The 16,358-nt window shown below is 67.3% G+C and carries 15 protein-coding genes; 8 read left to right on the forward strand and 7 right to left on the reverse strand.

Annotated elements, in window-relative coordinates; all coding sequences use genetic code 11:
• Positions 1-28 precede the first annotated feature (28 nt).
• The 5 genes from ACXRVZ_RS20845 to ACXRVZ_RS20865 all read left to right on the forward strand — a co-directional run bounded on the left by ACXRVZ_RS20845 (position 29) and on the right by ACXRVZ_RS20865 (position 5,672).
• Positions 29-1,105 (forward strand): LacI family DNA-binding transcriptional regulator, encoded by a 1,077-nt coding sequence (locus ACXRVZ_RS20845; RefSeq protein WP_457424415.1) that lies wholly within the window; start codon positions 29-31, stop codon positions 1,103-1,105.
• Positions 1,106-1,153: 48 nt separating this feature from the next.
• Positions 1,154-1,990, forward strand: a complete 837-nt coding sequence (locus tag ACXRVZ_RS20850) for an NAD-dependent epimerase/dehydratase family protein (RefSeq protein ID WP_457424417.1) — start codon at positions 1,154-1,156, stop codon at positions 1,988-1,990.
• Entirely contained in the window at positions 1,987-2,958 is a 972-nt protein-coding gene (locus ACXRVZ_RS20855) for an SMP-30/gluconolactonase/LRE family protein (protein ID WP_457424419.1), read from the forward strand. Before ACXRVZ_RS20850 ends, ACXRVZ_RS20855 begins: the two co-directional genes overlap by 4 nt.
• Positions 2,955-4,022, forward strand: coding sequence for an aldose epimerase family protein (locus ACXRVZ_RS20860; RefSeq protein ID WP_457424421.1), 1,068 nt, complete (start codon positions 2,955-2,957; stop codon positions 4,020-4,022). Before ACXRVZ_RS20855 ends, ACXRVZ_RS20860 begins: the two co-directional genes overlap by 4 nt.
• Positions 4,023-4,193: 171 nt before the next feature.
• Positions 4,194-5,672, forward strand: a complete 1,479-nt coding sequence (locus ACXRVZ_RS20865; protein WP_458232786.1) for an NCS1 family nucleobase:cation symporter-1 — start codon at positions 4,194-4,196, stop codon at positions 5,670-5,672.
• Positions 5,673-5,689: 17 nt separating this feature from the next.
• Here the strand turns inward: ACXRVZ_RS20865 and ACXRVZ_RS20870 are convergent, their stop codons facing one another.
• Together ACXRVZ_RS20870 and ACXRVZ_RS20875 are read right to left on the reverse strand one after the other, a co-directional pair.
• A complete protein-coding gene (locus ACXRVZ_RS20870) occupies positions 5,690-6,370 on the reverse strand; it encodes a GntR family transcriptional regulator (RefSeq protein ID WP_457424425.1) in 681 nt (226 codons plus the stop codon).
• Positions 6,371-6,565: 195 nt separating this feature from the next.
• Positions 6,566-6,790 carry a hypothetical protein gene (locus tag ACXRVZ_RS20875; protein WP_457424427.1) on the reverse strand — a complete coding sequence of 75 codons (225 nt, stop codon included), beginning with the start codon at positions 6,788-6,790 and terminating at the stop codon, positions 6,566-6,568.
• A gap of 232 nt (positions 6,791-7,022) precedes the next feature.
• Between ACXRVZ_RS20875 and ACXRVZ_RS20880 the strand changes: the two genes are divergently transcribed.
• The gene (locus ACXRVZ_RS20880) at positions 7,023-10,154 is read left to right on the forward strand and encodes a TonB-dependent receptor (RefSeq protein WP_457424429.1); all 3,132 of its coding nucleotides are present in this window, start codon (positions 7,023-7,025) and stop codon (positions 10,152-10,154) included.
• A 154-nt stretch (positions 10,155-10,308) separates the two neighbouring features.
• Here ACXRVZ_RS20880 and ACXRVZ_RS20885 read toward each other — a convergent pair whose 3' ends face one another.
• The 5 genes from ACXRVZ_RS20885 to ACXRVZ_RS20905 all read right to left on the reverse strand — a co-directional run bounded on the left by ACXRVZ_RS20885 (position 10,309) and on the right by ACXRVZ_RS20905 (position 14,376).
• Positions 10,309-11,571: an SGNH/GDSL hydrolase family protein gene (locus ACXRVZ_RS20885; protein ID WP_458232787.1), complete on the reverse strand. Its 1,263-nt coding sequence runs from the start codon at positions 11,569-11,571 to the stop codon at positions 10,309-10,311.
• A gap of 304 nt (positions 11,572-11,875) precedes the next feature.
• Complete coding sequence (locus tag ACXRVZ_RS20890) at positions 11,876-12,346, reverse strand: hypothetical protein (RefSeq protein WP_457424433.1); 471 nt, start codon at positions 12,344-12,346, stop codon at positions 11,876-11,878.
• A 72-nt stretch (positions 12,347-12,418) separates the two neighbouring features.
• Positions 12,419-13,864: a phospholipase D-like domain-containing protein gene (locus tag ACXRVZ_RS20895; protein WP_458232788.1), complete on the reverse strand. Its 1,446-nt coding sequence runs from the start codon at positions 13,862-13,864 to the stop codon at positions 12,419-12,421.
• A gap of 66 nt (positions 13,865-13,930) precedes the next feature.
• The gene (locus tag ACXRVZ_RS20900) at positions 13,931-14,056 is read right to left on the reverse strand and encodes a hypothetical protein (protein ID WP_457424437.1); all 126 of its coding nucleotides are present in this window, start codon (positions 14,054-14,056) and stop codon (positions 13,931-13,933) included.
• A gap of 77 nt (positions 14,057-14,133) precedes the next feature.
• Positions 14,134-14,376, reverse strand: a complete 243-nt coding sequence (locus ACXRVZ_RS20905; protein WP_457424439.1) for a hypothetical protein — start codon at positions 14,374-14,376, stop codon at positions 14,134-14,136.
• A gap of 157 nt (positions 14,377-14,533) precedes the next feature.
• On the opposite strand from ACXRVZ_RS20905, the gene ACXRVZ_RS20910 reads away from it, so the two are divergent.
• Together ACXRVZ_RS20910 and ACXRVZ_RS20915 are read left to right on the forward strand one after the other, a co-directional pair.
• Positions 14,534-15,994 (forward strand): sigma-54-dependent transcriptional regulator, encoded by a 1,461-nt coding sequence (locus ACXRVZ_RS20910; protein ID WP_457424441.1) that lies wholly within the window; start codon positions 14,534-14,536, stop codon positions 15,992-15,994.
• A gap of 82 nt (positions 15,995-16,076) precedes the next feature.
• Entirely contained in the window at positions 16,077-16,328 is a 252-nt protein-coding gene (locus tag ACXRVZ_RS20915; RefSeq protein ID WP_457424443.1) for a hypothetical protein, read from the forward strand.
• The last annotated feature ends 30 nt before the right edge of the window (positions 16,329-16,358 follow it).

Below are 16,358 nucleotides of genomic sequence, written 5' to 3' on the forward strand. Positions count from 1 at the left end.
AGACTCGAGGTGCAGATTGAAGCCAAACATGCGTCATGGGCGCAGCACCAAGGTGGCGACCATCGCCGACGTGGCGAGCCTTGCCGAGGTGTCGCCGATGACGGTGTCACGGGTCGTCAACGGGGAGCTGAACGTGCGCCCGGCCACCCGCGAGAAGGTGCAGGCGGCCATCGCCGCGCTGAACTACGTGCCCAACCAGGCGGCGCGCCGCCTGGCCGGCTCGGAGCCCATCCGCATCGGCATGCTCTACATCGACCCGACGGCGGGTTACCTCAATGAGTTCCTGATCGGCCTGTTGAACAAGGCCAGCCTGCGCCATGTGCAGCTGATCGTGCAGCGCTGCGATGCGGCGCGTGACGGCGAAGAGGCACCGGTGGCCGAGATGATCGCCAACGGCATCGACGGCCTGATCCTGCCCCCGCCCTTCTGCGACTCGCAGCCGCTGCTCAAGCTGGTCGCCGAGACCGACACGCCCGCCGTCGTCGTCTCCAGTGGCGTGCCGCCTGAAGCTGTCTGCGCGGTCGGCATCGACGACTACCAGGCCGCCTACGAGATGACGCGCCACCTGCTGAACCTGGGCCATCACCGCCTGGGCTTCATCATCGGCGACCCTTACCAGAGCAGCAGCTCGCGGCGCCTGGCGGGCTTCCATGGTGCGATGGCCGATGCCGGCCTCAACATCGCCGAGGAGGAGGTCGTCGCCCAGGGCATGTTCACCTACCGGTCGGGCCTGGACGCGGCTGAGTTCCTGCTGTCGCAGGAGCAGCGGCCCACGGCCATCTTCGCCAGCAACGACGACATGGCCGCGGCCACCGTCGCCATCGCCCATCGCATGGGCCTGGACGTGCCCAGCGACCTGACCGTCGTCGGCTTCGACGATGCGCCGCTGGCCACGACGATCTGGCCCGAACTCACCACCGTGCGCCAGCCCATCATGGAGATGGCCGGCGCGGCGGTGGACCTGCTGGTGCGCCACATCCGCGCGCGCCGCAATGGCGAGCCTCTGCCCTGCGAGCATGAGCTCCAAGATTTCGAGCTGGTCCGACGCCAGTCCGACGCCGCTCCCCGCCTGCGCCCGCCGATACGCCTGGGCGCCGGCAGCTGACCCGCGACGACACCTCCTTCGAGGCCCAATGCCGGGCCTGAAAAACCCATGCAAGAACTGACTGGACTGCGCTTCAAGCGCCTGCTGTTGACCGGTGCCGCCGGTGCCCTGGGGCGCATGCTGCGCCCGCGCATGAAGCGCTATTGCGAGACGCTGCGCGTGTCGGACCTGGCCACCATGGACCCGGCCGGCGAGGGCGAGGAAGTCGTCATCGCGCCGCTGGAAGACGAGGCGGCGATGTACGACCTGCTGGACGGTGTGGACGCCGTGCTGCATTTCGGCGGCGTCTCCATCGAGAAGCCCTTTGGCACCGTGCTGCCGGCCAACATCGTCGGCGCCTACAACCTCTACGAGGCCGCGCGCCGGCGGGGCACCAAGCGCATCGTCTTCGCCAGCTCCAACCACGTCACCGGCTTCTACGGTCAGGGCGAGACCATCCCGGCCCATGTCGTGCCGCGGCCGGACAGCTTCTACGGCCTGTCCAAGGCCTTCGGCGAGAACCTGGCGCAGTTCTACTTCGACCGCCATGGGCTGGAGACGGTTAGCATCCGCATCGGCTCCTGCCTGCCCGAGCCGCTGGACCGCCGCCATCTGTCGAGCTGGCTCAGCCACGACGACATGGAGCGCCTGCTCGTCGCCGCGCTGAGTGCGCCGGTCGTCGGCCACAGCATCGTCTACGGCGCCAGCGACAACCGCACGACCTGGTGGGACAACTCGCAGGGCAAACACGTGGGCTACCGCCCGCAGGACAGTTCCGAACCCTGGCGCGCAGCGGTTGAAGCCAAGCAGCCGCACATCGACCCGAGCCGCCCTGAGGCGCGCTACCAGGGCGGCGCCTTCGTCGTTCTTGGCCCCTTCGCGTTTGCCGGGCAAGACGGCGCATGAGCGGTCCGCGCATCCCCTTCCAGCCGGCGTCGCGCCTGCCCGACGCGGCGGTCGAGATCCTCGCCCCCGAGGGCCGTGAGCTGCGCCTGTTCTCGGCCTGCGTCGAGCAGCTCGCCACCGGTCTGCAGTGGGCCGAAGGCCCGGTGTGGTTCGGCGACGGCCGCTATCTGCTGATGTCGGACATCCCCAACGACCGCATCCTGCGCTGGGACGATTGCAGCGGCGCGGTCAGCGTGTTCCGCCAGCCCAGCGGCAATGCCAATGGCCATGCGCGCGACCTGCAAGGCCGGTTGATCTCGTGTGAGCACCTGGGCCGACGCATCACGCGCACGGAGCTTGACGGCCGCATCACCGTGCTGGCCGACCGCTTCGACGGCAAGCCGCTGAACTCGCCCAACGACATCGCCTGCGCGCCGGACGGCGCCGTCTGGTTCACCGACCCCGACTTCGGCATCCATGGCGACTGGGAAGGCGCGCCCGCCACGCCCGAGCAGCCGCATGGCGTCTACCGGATCGCCCCTGACACCGGTGACTTGCAGCGCGTGCTGGACGACCTGGCCGGTCCCAACGGCCTGGCATTCACGCCCGACGGCAGCCGCCTGCTGGTGGTCGAGAGTCGCGCCCAGCCCAACCGGCTGATCTGGAGCTACGCCGTCAATGGCGCGATCCTGAGCGACAAGCACCTGCTCATCGACGCCGACGGTTTTGGCGCCTTCGACGGCATCGCCGTCGACACCAAAGGCCGCGTCTGGTGCGGCTTTGGCAGCGGTGGCCAGCCGGGTGCGGACGCAGCGGCGCTGGACGGCGTGCGTGTCTACAGCGCAGAAGGCAAGCCGCTGGCCCACATCCACCTGCCCGAGCGCTGCGCCAACCTGTGCTTCGGCGGCGCCAAGGGCAACCGCCTCTTCATGGCCAGCAGCCATTCGCTGTATGCCCTTTACGTCAACGCACGCGGGGTGATCCGTTGAGCAACAGTGAACCCCGCGTCTCCGTGCGCGACTACGGCCGCCTGCCCGACGGCCGCGCCGTCCACGAATACCGCCTCGACAACGGCCGCGGCCTGGTGCTGACGGCGCTGGACTTGGGCGGCATCGTCACCGGCCTGTGGGTGCCGGATTTTTCGGGTCGGGCTGACAACGTTGTCTTGAGCCTGGCCAGCCTGGAGGCCTACCTGGCCGGCGCCGGCTCGCACCTGGGCGTCATCGCCGGGCGCTATGCCAACCGCATCGCCGGGGCGAGTTTTGAGCTCGACGGCCAGCGTCATCGGCTGGTCGCCAACGATGGCCCCAACTGCCTGCACGGAGGCCCGGCCGGCTTCGGCGCATCGTTGTGGCGCGGCCTGCCGCAGAAGCCCGGCGCGGACGGCAGCGTCAGTCTGCGGTTGGAACGCGCCAGCCCGGACGGCGAGATGGGCTTCCCCGGCACGCTGCAGGTCGCCGTGACCTACACGCTGCGTGCCGACATGAGCTGGCGTGTCGACTACGAGGCCACGAGCGACCGGGCCACCGTCGTCAACCTGACTTCGCATGCCTACTTCAACCTCGGCGGCGCCGAATCGGGGTCCGCGCTGGGCCACCGCCTCGCGCTGAACGCCAGCCGCTACACCGTGCCCGATGCGACCGGCGTCCCGCTGCGCCATGTGCCCGTCGAGGGCACGCCCTTCGACTTCCGCCGCGAGCGCACCATCGGCGCGGACGTGGGCTATGACCACAACTGGTTGCTCGACCACCCGCTGGACGGCGCGCTGCACGCCGCCGCCGGCCTGCGCGATCCGGCTTCGGGCCGCAGCATGCAGATCCTGACGACCGAGCCGGCCATCCAGTTCTACGCCGGCACCTGGCTGGGCGGCTCGCTCGCCGGCCCCGGTGGCACCCGCTACACGCGCGGCGCGGGCGTCTGCCTGGAGACCCAACACAACCCCGACTCGCCCAACCGCCCCGTCGGCCCCGACTGGCCCAGCACGGTGCTGCGGCCGGGCGAGGTGTTCCGCTCGACGACGCTTCATCGGTTTGGCAGCCTGCCCCCTGGCTGACGGGCGTCCTCGCTGCACGGTGGTGCATCTTTGCGATTGGGCCGCGCACTGATCGCGAGCAATCTCGCTGACTAGCCGGGCCTCAAGCCGTCTGGTCTCATGCGAGCGACGCGGCCTGCTTCTTGCGTAGCCCTGCGCGTCGGGCCACCGGCCCTCGCATTGGGAGCAGTCATGGCAGCCAGCAGCGATCAAGTGCCCGTTGTCGTCATCACGGGTGCGCACCCGCAGCTCTACAACCACGACCTGGCGCCCGTCGCTCCCGAAGGCCGAACCTGGGGCACGTTCAGCCTGTTCGCGATGTGGATGTCCGACGTCCACTCGGTCGGCGGCTACACCTTCGCCGCAAGCCTGTTCTTTMTCGGCTTGGCCGGGTGGCAGGTGTTGCTGTCGATGGTGGTCGGCATCACCATCGTCTATTTCCTGATGAATCTGGTGGGGCGGCCGTCGCAGAAGTACGGCATCCCGTTCCCGGTGTTCGCGCGCGTGTCCTTCGGCGTGATGGGCGCCAATCTCGCGGCTATCGTGCGGGGCATCGTTGGCATCGTCTGGTACGGCGTGCAGACCTATTTCGCCTCCAAGGCGGTGGAGGTGCTGGTCATCACGCTGGTGCCCGCAGCCGCTGACTTCACCCACAACAACGTCTTCGGCCTGTCGACGCTCGGGTGGGCGAGCTTCCTCTTCATGTGGTTCTTCCAGCTCGTGATCTTCTTGTCGGGCATGGAGACCATCCGCAAGTTCATCGACTTCTGCGGCCCCATCGTCTACCTGGTGATGTTCGTGCTGGCCGGCTGGATGATCTCCCAGACCGGCATGGACAGCTTCTCGATGAAGCTGTCGGACAAGACATACACCGGTCTCGAATCCATCGGCCTGATGGCCAATGCAGCGATGTTGATCGTGGCCTACTTCGCCGCGCTGCTGCTCAACTTCGGCGACTTCTCTCGCTTCGCCAAGAGCGAGTCGGCCATGAAGCGAGGCAACTTCTGGGGCCTGCCGGTGAACTTCATCCTGTTCGCCATCATCACCGTCATCGTCACCGGCGGATCGATGAAGGTGTTCGGCTCGGCCATCATGGACCCGGTGCTCATCGTCGAGAAGATCAACAACCCGATTGCGACCATCGTCGGCTCCATCACCTTCATCGTCGCGACGATGGGCATCAACATCGTCGCCAACTTCGTCTCACCGGCCTACGACATCGCCAACCTCGCACCGCAGAAGATCAACTTCAAGATGGGCGGCCTGATCACGTCCATCCTGTCGGTGCTGGTGTGCCCCTGGCTGTTCGTGTCGAGCCCGCATGCGATCACGGTCTTCGTCAGCATCTTCGGGGCGGTTCTGGGGCCGATGTTCGGCATCATGGTGGCTGACTACTACCTCGTGAAGCGCGAGACCATCGTCCTCAAGGACCTCTACACGATGGCGCCGGAAGGCTCGCTGCACTTCGATGGCGGCTGGAACCGCAAGGCGCTCTTCGCCCTGGCGGTGTCGGGCGCCCTGTCCATCGGCCTGTCGCTTGCCGGGGCGTTCGGGCTGATGTTCAACGTGGGTGACTGGGGTTGGCTGATCGGCTCGACCTCGGGTGCCGTCGTCTATTTCCTGATCAGCCGGATGGTGGCTCCGACGGTTCGGGTGCCCGCCCGCGCATAGCCAGAAACGCAGCCCGGTCAGGAAAGGATGAGGTACTCGGGATAGCGTTGCTGGATCTCGTCCACCGAAGCCAGCGTGCCGGACAGGTGCTCCCGCACGGCCTGTGTTGCTGCTTCGGCATCGCCCGAGTCGATGGCGTTCAGGATGGCCTCGTGCTCGTCCAGGATGGACTCCGTCTTGCCTGTAAATGGGGAGTGCAACAGCCGCAGGCGGTCCACATGGCCCGACATGCGCACGACCACCGACCACAGCCGCGGCAGGCCCGCGGCGACGTACATGAGTCGGTGGAACTCCTTGTCGGCGGCGATGAAGCCGAGGAAGTCCTTCTTTTCAGCGAGATCGGCCTGGCGTGACAACTGTGTGCGCAGCTCGGTGATGACCGCCGCGTCGTGCGCGACGGCCAGTTGGCGCGCAATCTCGATCTCGATGGAGCGGCGCAGGAAATGCGCCTCGCGGGCCGCCGGCACGTCGATCCGGCTGACCTGGGTCGTGTACTGGGCGCGGATGATGACCAGGCCTTCTTCACTGAGCCGGATGAGCGCGTCGCGCACGGGCGTCTGGCTGACGCCGAAGCGCTGCGCCAGCTCGCCGCGGTCGAGGGCGATGCCGGGCGCCAACTCCATTGAAATGATGGCGGCTCTGAGCGCTTCGACGACCTGGGGTGCTGCGTGGCGGGTGGGGTCTAGGGTGAAATTCATCTCGGGCATGAAGTCGATTTTTGTCACTGATGCGCTAATGCACTAGAGCGTTAATGCCTACGCGCGCAGCTTGCTCCCTGCTTTCCTGCCTGGGATTCGCGGCGGGCGAGCCCTGTCAAAAAAACGGCGGCTCCGCACAGGGCGGGCCGCCGTAAGAGACAGGACGCCCACCAGCCCGGGCGTCCGACCAGAGATTCAGATCTGTAGGCGCTGCAGGCGCAAGTGCTTGAGCAGAGCCTGCACGGGCCCGAGCGTCAGGCCCGGCGCGTTGCGCGTGACCTCCAGGTCAACGAGTTCGCCGCCACGCACCGCCGCCAGGGCGGGGCCGGCGACGTCCTGGCGCCATACGCGGCCCAACAGAACAACGCTGGCGGTGTCGGCCGGCAGGCCCGTCGGCGGGAAGGCGTTGCTGTTCTGCATCTTTGGAAGCCACGGCTGATGCGCATCATTGTGAGCGCTACCGAGTGTTCTGCCAAGGCGTGATAACCACTTGTGAGACCGTCGGATGTTGCACTAATACATTAGTACACACCCTGGTTGACTGCGTGGGTGCGTGGCCGTAAATTGGAAATGAGCGCGCTACCATTTTGGCGCGCCTATAGATCATCTGGCTCGCATCCGCAGGCTCAGAACAACAGAGGAGACAACAGACATGAACACGACTTTTTCGTCGCCGAACCGTCGCACTCGCGCCGGCCAGCTGGTCCTGGGGACCACGCTGCTGGCCGGCCTGATCGCGCAGGCCTATGCGCAGACGGCGCCGGCAGCACCGGCAGCACCGGCAGCATCGGCACAGCAACTGGATACGGTCGTTGTGACCGGCATCCGCAGCTCCTTGGCTGCCTCGGCGCTGTCGAAGCGCGAGAACATCGGCCTGTCGGATTCGATCCATGCCGAAGACATCGGCAAGTTCCCGGACAACAACCTCGCCGAGTCGATCTCGCGCATTCCAGGCGTCCAGGTGAACCGCGACGTGACCGGTGAGGGCCTGAACATCCAGGTCCGTGGCCTCGGTTCCAACTTCACGCGCATCCTGATGAACGGTAACCCCGTCGCATCGGCCTCCACGAGCTTCAGCAGTGCCGGTAGCGCCAACCGCGAAGTCGACCTGGACTTCATGCCGGGCGACCTGTTCTCGCGCATCACCGTGTCCAAGAGTCCCACGGCAGCGATGCTGGAAGGCGGTGTGGCAGGCGTCGTGAACATGCGCAACGCCCGCCCGTTCGATAAGGCCGGCACGCGCGGCACCGTCAAGCTGCAACTGGCCAAGAACGATCCCGCGCCCGATCCCAGCACGCGCGGCACGGCGCTCTACAGCACGACCTTCGGCGGCACCTTTGGCGTGCTGGCCGGCGTGTCCTTCGCCCGCAACAAGATCACCACGCGCGGCTTCGAAGACGGTACCGACTGGGTCACACCCCGTCTGACCAACCCTTTGCAGACCGGCGCCGGTACATCAACCACCAACGGTGCCTGGGGCATCCCGACGACTGTGCCCGCCGCGGCCGCCGGCACCTATGGTTCGACGACATTGGCAGCCGGCCAGTCCGTCGATATGGCGCTGCTGAAACAGCTGAACCCCAACGCCACGATCCAGCAACTGGACAACGGCTACATGCCGCGCCTGCCGCGCCCGGTGAACTTCTCGGGTGAGCGCAACCGTAACAACGGCTTGCTGAGCTTCGAGTTCCGCCCGACCGACGATTTCGATGCCTACCTTGACTTGCTGACTGGCAGCAAGACCAGCAAGCAGGAGCGGGTCGACTTCGACATCAACGTCCGCAACAGCGCCGTCATCCCTTCGGCGATGACCTACAACCGCAGCGACTGCGCGGTCTACTGCTTCGTGACGGGTGGCACCCTCCTCAACGGCACCGGCTTCCTCGAATACCGCAGGATGGACGAGAAGAGCAGCTTCACGTCGGTGAACCCGGGCTTCGAATGGCGTATCTCGGACAAGTGGACGTTGGACGCTCAGGCCAATCAGGCCAGCAGCCGTTTCAGCCGCCTCGCACCCACGCTCCTGGTCCCAACAGACGCGGCCAAGCCGTTCACGGTGAGCATCGGCTCCAACGCCAACTTCCCGGTCTACACGCCCAACGGGTTCGACCCGAACAGCCCGGCCGGCTACACCTGGGACCACCACGGCAACGCGACGGGCGCCCAGATCAGCATCAATCGCGAAGACCGCCTGATCAAGACGAGGGGTGCACGCTGGAATCTGGCCTGGGGTGACGAGAGCCTGACCATCAAGGGCGGCATGGCCTATGACACCTACCACCGCACGATCAAGCCAGTCACCGATGATGGCCGTCTGCAGAACGTCGTCTGCGGCGGCAACCTGAACGTCCGCATGTTCTCGCCCAACACCACCAACCCGAATGGCTGCGCGATCATTCCGATCACGGCCAACCCGGCGACGCAGTACCCTGGCTACGGCCAGGGCGCGACGGCTGGCGGCCCCGCGCTGGCCTATCAGGGCTCGGCCGTGCCGGACATTTCCAAGTACCTGGTGCCCGGCCCCAACGGCTTCGTGGTCATTGACTGGAATCGCTTCGCTGGAGCTACCGGCTACGACAACATCACTGCCAACATGGCGCAGAGCGCGGGCAGCAACGCCCTCAGCGGTGCGGCTCCGCAGGACTTCGGTGAAAACGTCTTCGGCAGTTACATCGAGGTGGCCGGCCAGACGCGCATCTTCGACCGCCTGCTGCGCTATGACGTGGGCCTGCGTCGCGCGCACACGATGCAGACTGTCGGCGCGTTCACCGGCAACGTCGTCGATCCGCGCAGTGCAGGCCAGACCAACGGTGGCCTGTACCCCTTTCTCGTCACGGAGACGACAGGCCGGACGTCATACAGCAACAACCTGCCCAGCGGCACGCTGGCCTATAACCTGGCCGACGACATGATCATCCGCGCGGCGGCTTCGAAGGCCATCACCCGGGCTGACCCCAAGGCGCTGCAGCCGCTGAGGGCTTCGTCGAATGACGTGGCACTGTCGAATGCCAACGCCACCAACCCGGGGCTGAAGCCCTTCGAGTCCAAGAACATGGACCTGGGCTGGGAGTGGTACACGGACAAGAAGGGCAGCTATGTCGCTGCGGCCTATTTCGAGAAGAAGATCAAGAACTTCCCGCGCACTGTCGTGCGCCAGATGACGCTGTCGCAGATCCGCCAAGAGTTCGGTGCCGACTCGCTGCAGTACGCGGCGGGCAGCGCGATCGACCTGGCAGTGATTGCGGCCGGTGGCCCCGACAAGTTCAACATTCCGCTGTCGCAGCCGGTCAACACGGCTGACATCATGAAGTTGAAGGGCTGGGAATTGAGCTGGGCGCAGTCGTTGGACCGCTTCCTGCCAATTAACGGCTTTGGCTTCTATGCCAATTACACCCGCAGCAAGCAGGACGCAGGTACCAGTGGCCAGGTGCCGGTTGGCGCTGCGCCCTATACGGCCAACCTGACCGTGTACTTCGAAAACAGCCGCGGCTCCATCCGCCTGAGCAACAGCTACCAGGCCCGGACGCCGTTTGAGTCGAAGAACACGGATTCCATCCCGGCAGGCACCATGTTCAAGTACAACAAGGCCTACTACCAGGCGGACCTCTCGACCCGTCTCGAAATTGGCGACTGGGTGGGCTGGAAGAAGGGCGTGTCGCTCAACTTCGACGTTGCCAACCTGAACAAGGCCACGCAGAAGTCCTACATCCAGGAAGAGCTTGCCGTGCGTGGTTACTTTGACCCGGGCCGTACCTACCAGCTGACCGGTCAGATGAAGTTCTGAGCAAAGGCAGTCAGCCACCGGTGCAGCGCGCCGGTGAGCTGCTGCTGGCCCTTTTTTCGGGCCGCCCAAAACAAGAAGGGAGCGCATTGCGCTCCCTTCTTTCATTGTGCGCCCAGCATGGGCGCACTCGCCCGACTCGATTGCGACGCCGGGTTCAGCGCGCTGCGCTGCAGCGCTTGTCCAGCCACTCCACCGGGAAGGCATCGGCCATGGCCTGATAGCCGGCCATCGATGGGTGCAGGCCGTCGTTGTCGACCTCGCGTTTCAGGTGCGAGGGGCGGGCCGGGTCGCGCGTGAGGGCGTCGAAGTCCACCACGCCGTCGAAGCGGCCGGGCTGGCGAATCCAGGTGTTCAGCGACTGGCGGTCGACCTCGTTCTCCGCTTGGGGCTGGTAGTAGCCGCTGCCGCCATAGGGCATGACGGTGGCCACGAACAGGCAGACGCCTCGTTCGCGCGCCTGCGCTGCCAGCGTGCTCAGGCCCTTTTGCRGATCGGCCAGCAAGGTGGCGCGGGACTCGGGCGTCGTCGCGCGCTGGCGGTGGCTGGTGCCCAGGTCGTTCACGCCCTCCAGCAGCACGACATGCGTGACGCCACTGCGCGCCAGCGCGTCGCGGTCAAAACGGTCCATCACGCGCGGCCCCAGGCCGTCATTCAGGATGCGGTTGCCGCCGATGCCGGTGTTGACCACGGCGGCCGTGCGTCCCTGGGCGACCAGGCGGCGGGTGAGGGCGTCGGTCCAGCGCTGGTAGCTGCCGGCCGTCACGCCGTAGCCGTCGGTGATGGAGTCGCCGATGGCAACAAGCACCGGCTGCGACGCGCTGCCTGCGACGTCCACGGCAGCCAGATGCCACCAGCCATCCTTGGCCGTCGCGTCGGCCCAGTCGGTGCTGTCCGCGCGGTTGCCCGGCAGCGTCCAACTGCTGATGCGCGAGCCGGGGTGAGCCGTGGCCAGCGCCGGTGCCGAGACGACGTGCATCTGCACCGCCACGTCAGCCACCCTGGGCAGCGCCAGCGCGACCGGATCGCTCCAGACCTCGGCGCCGGGCGCCACGCTCAGCTCGCGCCGGCCCTGAAAGCTCAGCGGCTTGAGGCTGCCGGCCAGCAACTGCGGCCGCCCGCCCTCGGTGCCGGGCTGCAGCAGCGCCACGCTGGCGGCATCCAGCACCAGCGGCTCACGCCCGAACAGGTTGCTGACGCGCACCCGCAGCGTCGCTCCGGCCGCCGTGGTGCGCACGACCTGGCGCAGGCTCACGTCGCGCAGCGGCGCCGTGCCTGCCGCGGGTGCCTGCGCCAACTGGGCGCTGCCCCAGGTGGCCAGCCAGTCGGTGCTGGCCGGCGCGCGTGGCACCTGGCCGCAGCCGGCCAGCAGCAGGGTGGCGAACAGGCTCAAAGGCCAGCGGGGGAGGGGCTTCTTCATGGCGCGTCCGTGCAGATGAGGGCGCAAATGATATCGCTACCAATTGACACACCACCCCGGGAAGACGCTTGTCAGGCTGGATCGAAGTACTGTATAAATAAACAGCCATCAAACCAAGGCCACCGACATGCCCAGCCAGTATCGCCAGAACTACATCCCCAACCGCCCGCTGCCGCGCTGGCTGCAGCGCCTCATCAACTGGCTGTGATCGCGCCGCGCGCCTCAGCACTTTTTGGGGTGCATCAGTCGTGCGATGACGCTGCCGCCCGGGCCGGTGTGGGCCCGTGATGCCAGCCCGGCTTCGTCAGGCGGCGCGGTCCTCTGCGACTGCAACGGCGGAAGCGGCGGCCTGCTCGGTGTTGTGGGGCGAGGTTGCAAATTCTTGCTGCAGGCGTTGCAGCAGATCTTCGCGGTCCGGCAGCGGCGCGCCGCAGGAGATGCGAGAGGCGATGGCGCGGTCCAGCGCCCCCTCCAGGCCATTGCACTGCACCGAGTAAGAGGTGTGGTGCGGCTGACCCTGGCGGTCGGTCCAGGTGGCGACGACGCGCAGCACCGGCCCGCAGCTGCGCATGGCCCATTCAAATCGGATGCCTGCCGTGCGCGTGCGGCTGCGGCGCATCAGGCGGCCCATGGTGCTGCCGCCGGGGCGGCGCTGGCGCTCGGGCTCGCTGCTGAAAGCGTCGTTCAGCCTGGGGGCGATGCCCGCCGGGCGCGACGGTTCGTAACGATGGGTCGTTGCGGCGGTTGCGCCGGTGGAGAGACCTTCAAAAGCCATGGCATGACTCCTTGACTGCAATGAATGGAAGTAGACCCAGCGTCATGGCAAGTGGCGTTCCAGCCCCCGGCCTCAGAGCAGCGGCTCGATGAGGCGCGCCAGGCTTTCCAGCAGCCGCGGGCCCAGACCGCGCCGCGCCCAGCTGGCGGCCTCGATGCGTTGGGACGCAGCCAGGTCACGGCTGAACAGCGCCTGCATCTGGTCACCAAAGTCGTCGCCCAGCACGATGACGTCGATCTCGTTGTTGCCGACGATGCTGCGCCAGTCCAGGTTGCTGGAACCGACGCTGGAGAGCACCCCGTCGATGACGGCCGTCTTGGCGTGCATGACGACCTGCGACATCTCGTGGATCTGAACGCCTGCCTCCAGCAACTGCGCATAGCGCGCGCGGGCGGCGTGCAGCACCATCTTCACGTCGCTGCGCCCCGGCAGCACGAGGGAAACGGCGACACCGCGGCGAGCCGCGTCGCACAGGGCATCGATGAGCTCGGGCCCGGGTGCGAAATAGGCCATCGTCAGCTGCACGCTGCGCTGGGAGGCGGTGATGCCCTTCAGCAGCGCGGTGTAGGTCGGGTTGATGCCGTTCTCGGGGTCGCCCGCCACCAGCTTGACGACGCGCTGGCCCGGCGTGGCCACGCGCGGTGCGGGCGCCGGCGGCAGCTCGCCTGCGCAGCCCTGGCGCGCCCAGGATTCGCGGAACACCACCGCCAGCGCCGACACCACTGGCCCGCGCAATTCGACTTGCGTGTCGCGCCAGCCCTGGCGGTCGGCGTCGTCGGCTGGGCGCTGCTTGCGGCGCGCGTTGCTGAAGGAGCCTGAGCCCTCGGCGTAGACGTTGCTGAGATTGATGCCGCCAGTGAAGGCGACGTCGCTGTCCACCGCCAGCATCTTGCGGTGGTTGCGCTGCAGCAGGCCCCAGTGGCCGGGCCGCTCCAGCGGGTTGACCGGGTTGAAGGCGCAGACCGCCACGCCACCGCTGCGCAGCTTGTCGAAGAAGGCGCGCTCGGTGCCCATCGAGCCGACGCTGTCGTACAGCATCGCCACGTTGACGCCCTCGGCGGCCTTGCGGATCAGCAGCTCGGCCACCTCGGCCGCCACGCCCTCGTCCTCGACGATGTAGAACTCCACCAGGATGCGATGGCGCGCCGCGGCAATGGCGGTCTTCATCGCGGCGAAGGTGGCGGGCCCGTCGACCAGCAAGCGGGCCGCGTTGCCGCGCAGCAGCCGGTTGTCCCCTTGGGCCGCCAGCACGCCGAGGTGCCGCTCGAACAACACGGCATTGCCTTCGGCGCCTACACGGGCCAGGTCGCTCGCCTCGGTGGCCACGCTGACGGCTCCGTCGCGGCCCACCAGCGTGACACGGTCGGCCACCGGCTGGGACGGCGTTGGCAGGGGTTGAGCCTGGGCCGGGCGGTCGCGCGACTGCAGGCTGCCGCATGCCGCCATGCCGGCCAGCACGCAGAGCCCGGCCAACATCCCTACCCAGCTGGCATGGCGCCGGCTCCGAGCTTGCTTCATGAGGTCCTGAAAGTTGTCAGCGCAAGTCGCTGCAAGTCTCAAACCGCAAGAGACGTGCCGCTGGCGTCAGGACGAGGGTTTGTCGCGTGGTTCGGGTGTGGGCGGCACCGTGGGCTCGGGCGGCTCGCCGAGGCTGGCGCCGGGGTCTTCCTCGCCGGCAGCGGAGTCGTCGTCGGGGTGGACATCCGGCAAATGAGGCGCCTGTGGCCTGCTGCCTGCAGGCGGCTGCGAAAAAGCTGCGGCAAATCCTGCCGACTTGTGTGGCGATGTCATGGCATGCGCGCCGAGGGGCTCACCGTGCTGGCCGCATGCTCGGCGGGCAGAGGCCGCCCGCCTTCGCCTTCCCAGGTTTGCACCTCCTCCGGTGCGCGGGCGCTGCGTGCCAAGCGGCGCCGGTGGTGCCGGGCGCCGCAGGCGCGCCAGGCCAGCGCCAGCAGGGCGCCGAGTGCGAGCAATTCAACGAGCCGCGAAGGCGCGTGATCACCCGCGCGATGAGCGTCGAAAGGGTTCATGATGTGTTCACAGCCTGACGTGTCATGTCAAGGCGGGCAGCAAGGGGCATGCCTGTTACACGCTCAGCTGCGCGCAGATGGCATTTGCGGCGCGCAGATGTGATGACAATGGCGGTCCGCTGCAACGCGGATGCCAACCGGAAAGGAACCGACGCCGATGCCCCATGCCCTGGTGGTGGATGACGATCACGATTCAGCCGCTTCCCTGCGTGCGCTGATCGCTGGAGAGCAGTTCACGGTCGCCGTTGCACATAACCTTCGGGATGCACGGCGTCAGATCTCGCTGCAGCAGCCCGACATCATCTTGCTGGATCTGCGCCTGCCTGATGGCAATGGCATGGACCTGCTGGCCGACCCCAAGCTGGTGGCCAACTCCGAAGTCGTGCTTTGCACGGGCCACGCCAACCTCGAGACCTCCATCCAGGCGCTGCGTCTGGGGGCCGCCGACTACCTCGTCAAGCCCGTCAACCTCAAGCAGTTGCAGGGCGTGCTGTCGCGCATCATGAAGCCGGCGGCGCTGCAGGCCGAGGTCGAGGACCTGACGGCCAACCTGGCGGACTCCGGCCACTTCGGCCTGCTGTGGGGCCGCAGCGCGCCCATGCAGCGCATCTACCAGCAGATCTCGCGCGTGGCCGGCACCAGCGTGTCGGTGTTCATCACGGGCGAGTCGGGCACCGGCAAGGAGGTCGTCGCGCAGACCGTGCACGACCTCAGCCGCCGCCGCAGGCAACCCTTCCTGGCGGTGAACTGCGGCGCCATCAGCCCCAACCTGATCGAGAGCGAAATCTTCGGCCACGAGAAGGGCAGCTTCACCGGCGCGGAGCGCCAGCACCAGGGCTTCTTCGAGCGCGCCAGCGGCGGCACGCTGTTCCTGGACGAAATCACCGAGATGCCGCTGGAGCTGCAGGTCAAGCTGCTGCGGGTGCTGGAGACCGGGCGTTTCATGCGCGTGGGCAGCACCACCAGCCAGGAGACCGACGTGCGCATCATCGCGGCCACCAACCGCTCGCCCTACCAGGCGGTGGCTTCGGCCAAGCTGCGCGAGGACCTGTTCTACCGCCTCAACATCTTCCCCATCGAGCTGCCGCCGCTGCGCGACCGCGCGGCCGACATTCCGCTGCTGGCCAACCATTTCCTGGCCGCCATCTGCGAGCAGGAGGGTGCCGTGCGCCGCTTCGCGCCGGCGGCACTGGCGGCGCTGGCCGAGTACCCCTGGCCCGGCAATGTGCGTGAACTGCGCAACGCCGTGCAGCGCGCCTACGTGATGGCCCAGGACGAGTTCATCGACGAGACCTGGCTGCCCACCGGCACAGGCGGCGCAGGGCTGGCCTCGGGCTGGAGCTCGCCAGAGGGCGCCAGTCCTTCCGCCGCCCTCGCGTCGCCCGTCGCGCGCGCGCCTGTGGCCGACCCGGTGCCCAGCATCACCCTGCCCATTGGCTCCAGCGTGGCCGAGGCCGAGCGCATGCTGATGCTGGCCACCTTGCGTCATTTCAACCACCACAAGGAGCGCACGGCGGCAGCGCTGGGCATCAGCCTCAAGACGCTCTACAACCGGTTGAAGGAATACGCCGCCGAAGGCGCCGGGGTCGAGCGGCCCGAGCGGCCCGTGCAGGAGTAGGGCCTGCCGCCGTAGCGTTAACAGGCCCTGGGCCCGCCAATTGCCTTGAGCTGACGTCCTCAACTTTTCTGGAGTCAGCACCATGGGTCATTCCGATATCTACGCCACCGCGACCGAAGCATCCCGTCAAGGCTTGCAGAAGGTCGAAGGCGCCGCGCGCCGCGGATTCGATCAACTGGCGGACGGCGTCGACCGTGTGCGCACGCAGGTCGCGCGCGCATCGGACCGTACAGTCGGCTACGTGCACGACGCGCCTGTGCGCTCGGCACTCGTGGTGCTGGCAGCCGGCACGCTGGTGTACGCGCTGGTGCGCGCGTTGAGCCGCAACCGCTGAGTGCCTTGAGCTGCAGTGCGGCTGGAACTG

The organism is Roseateles sp. P5_E8 (assembly GCF_054177665.1).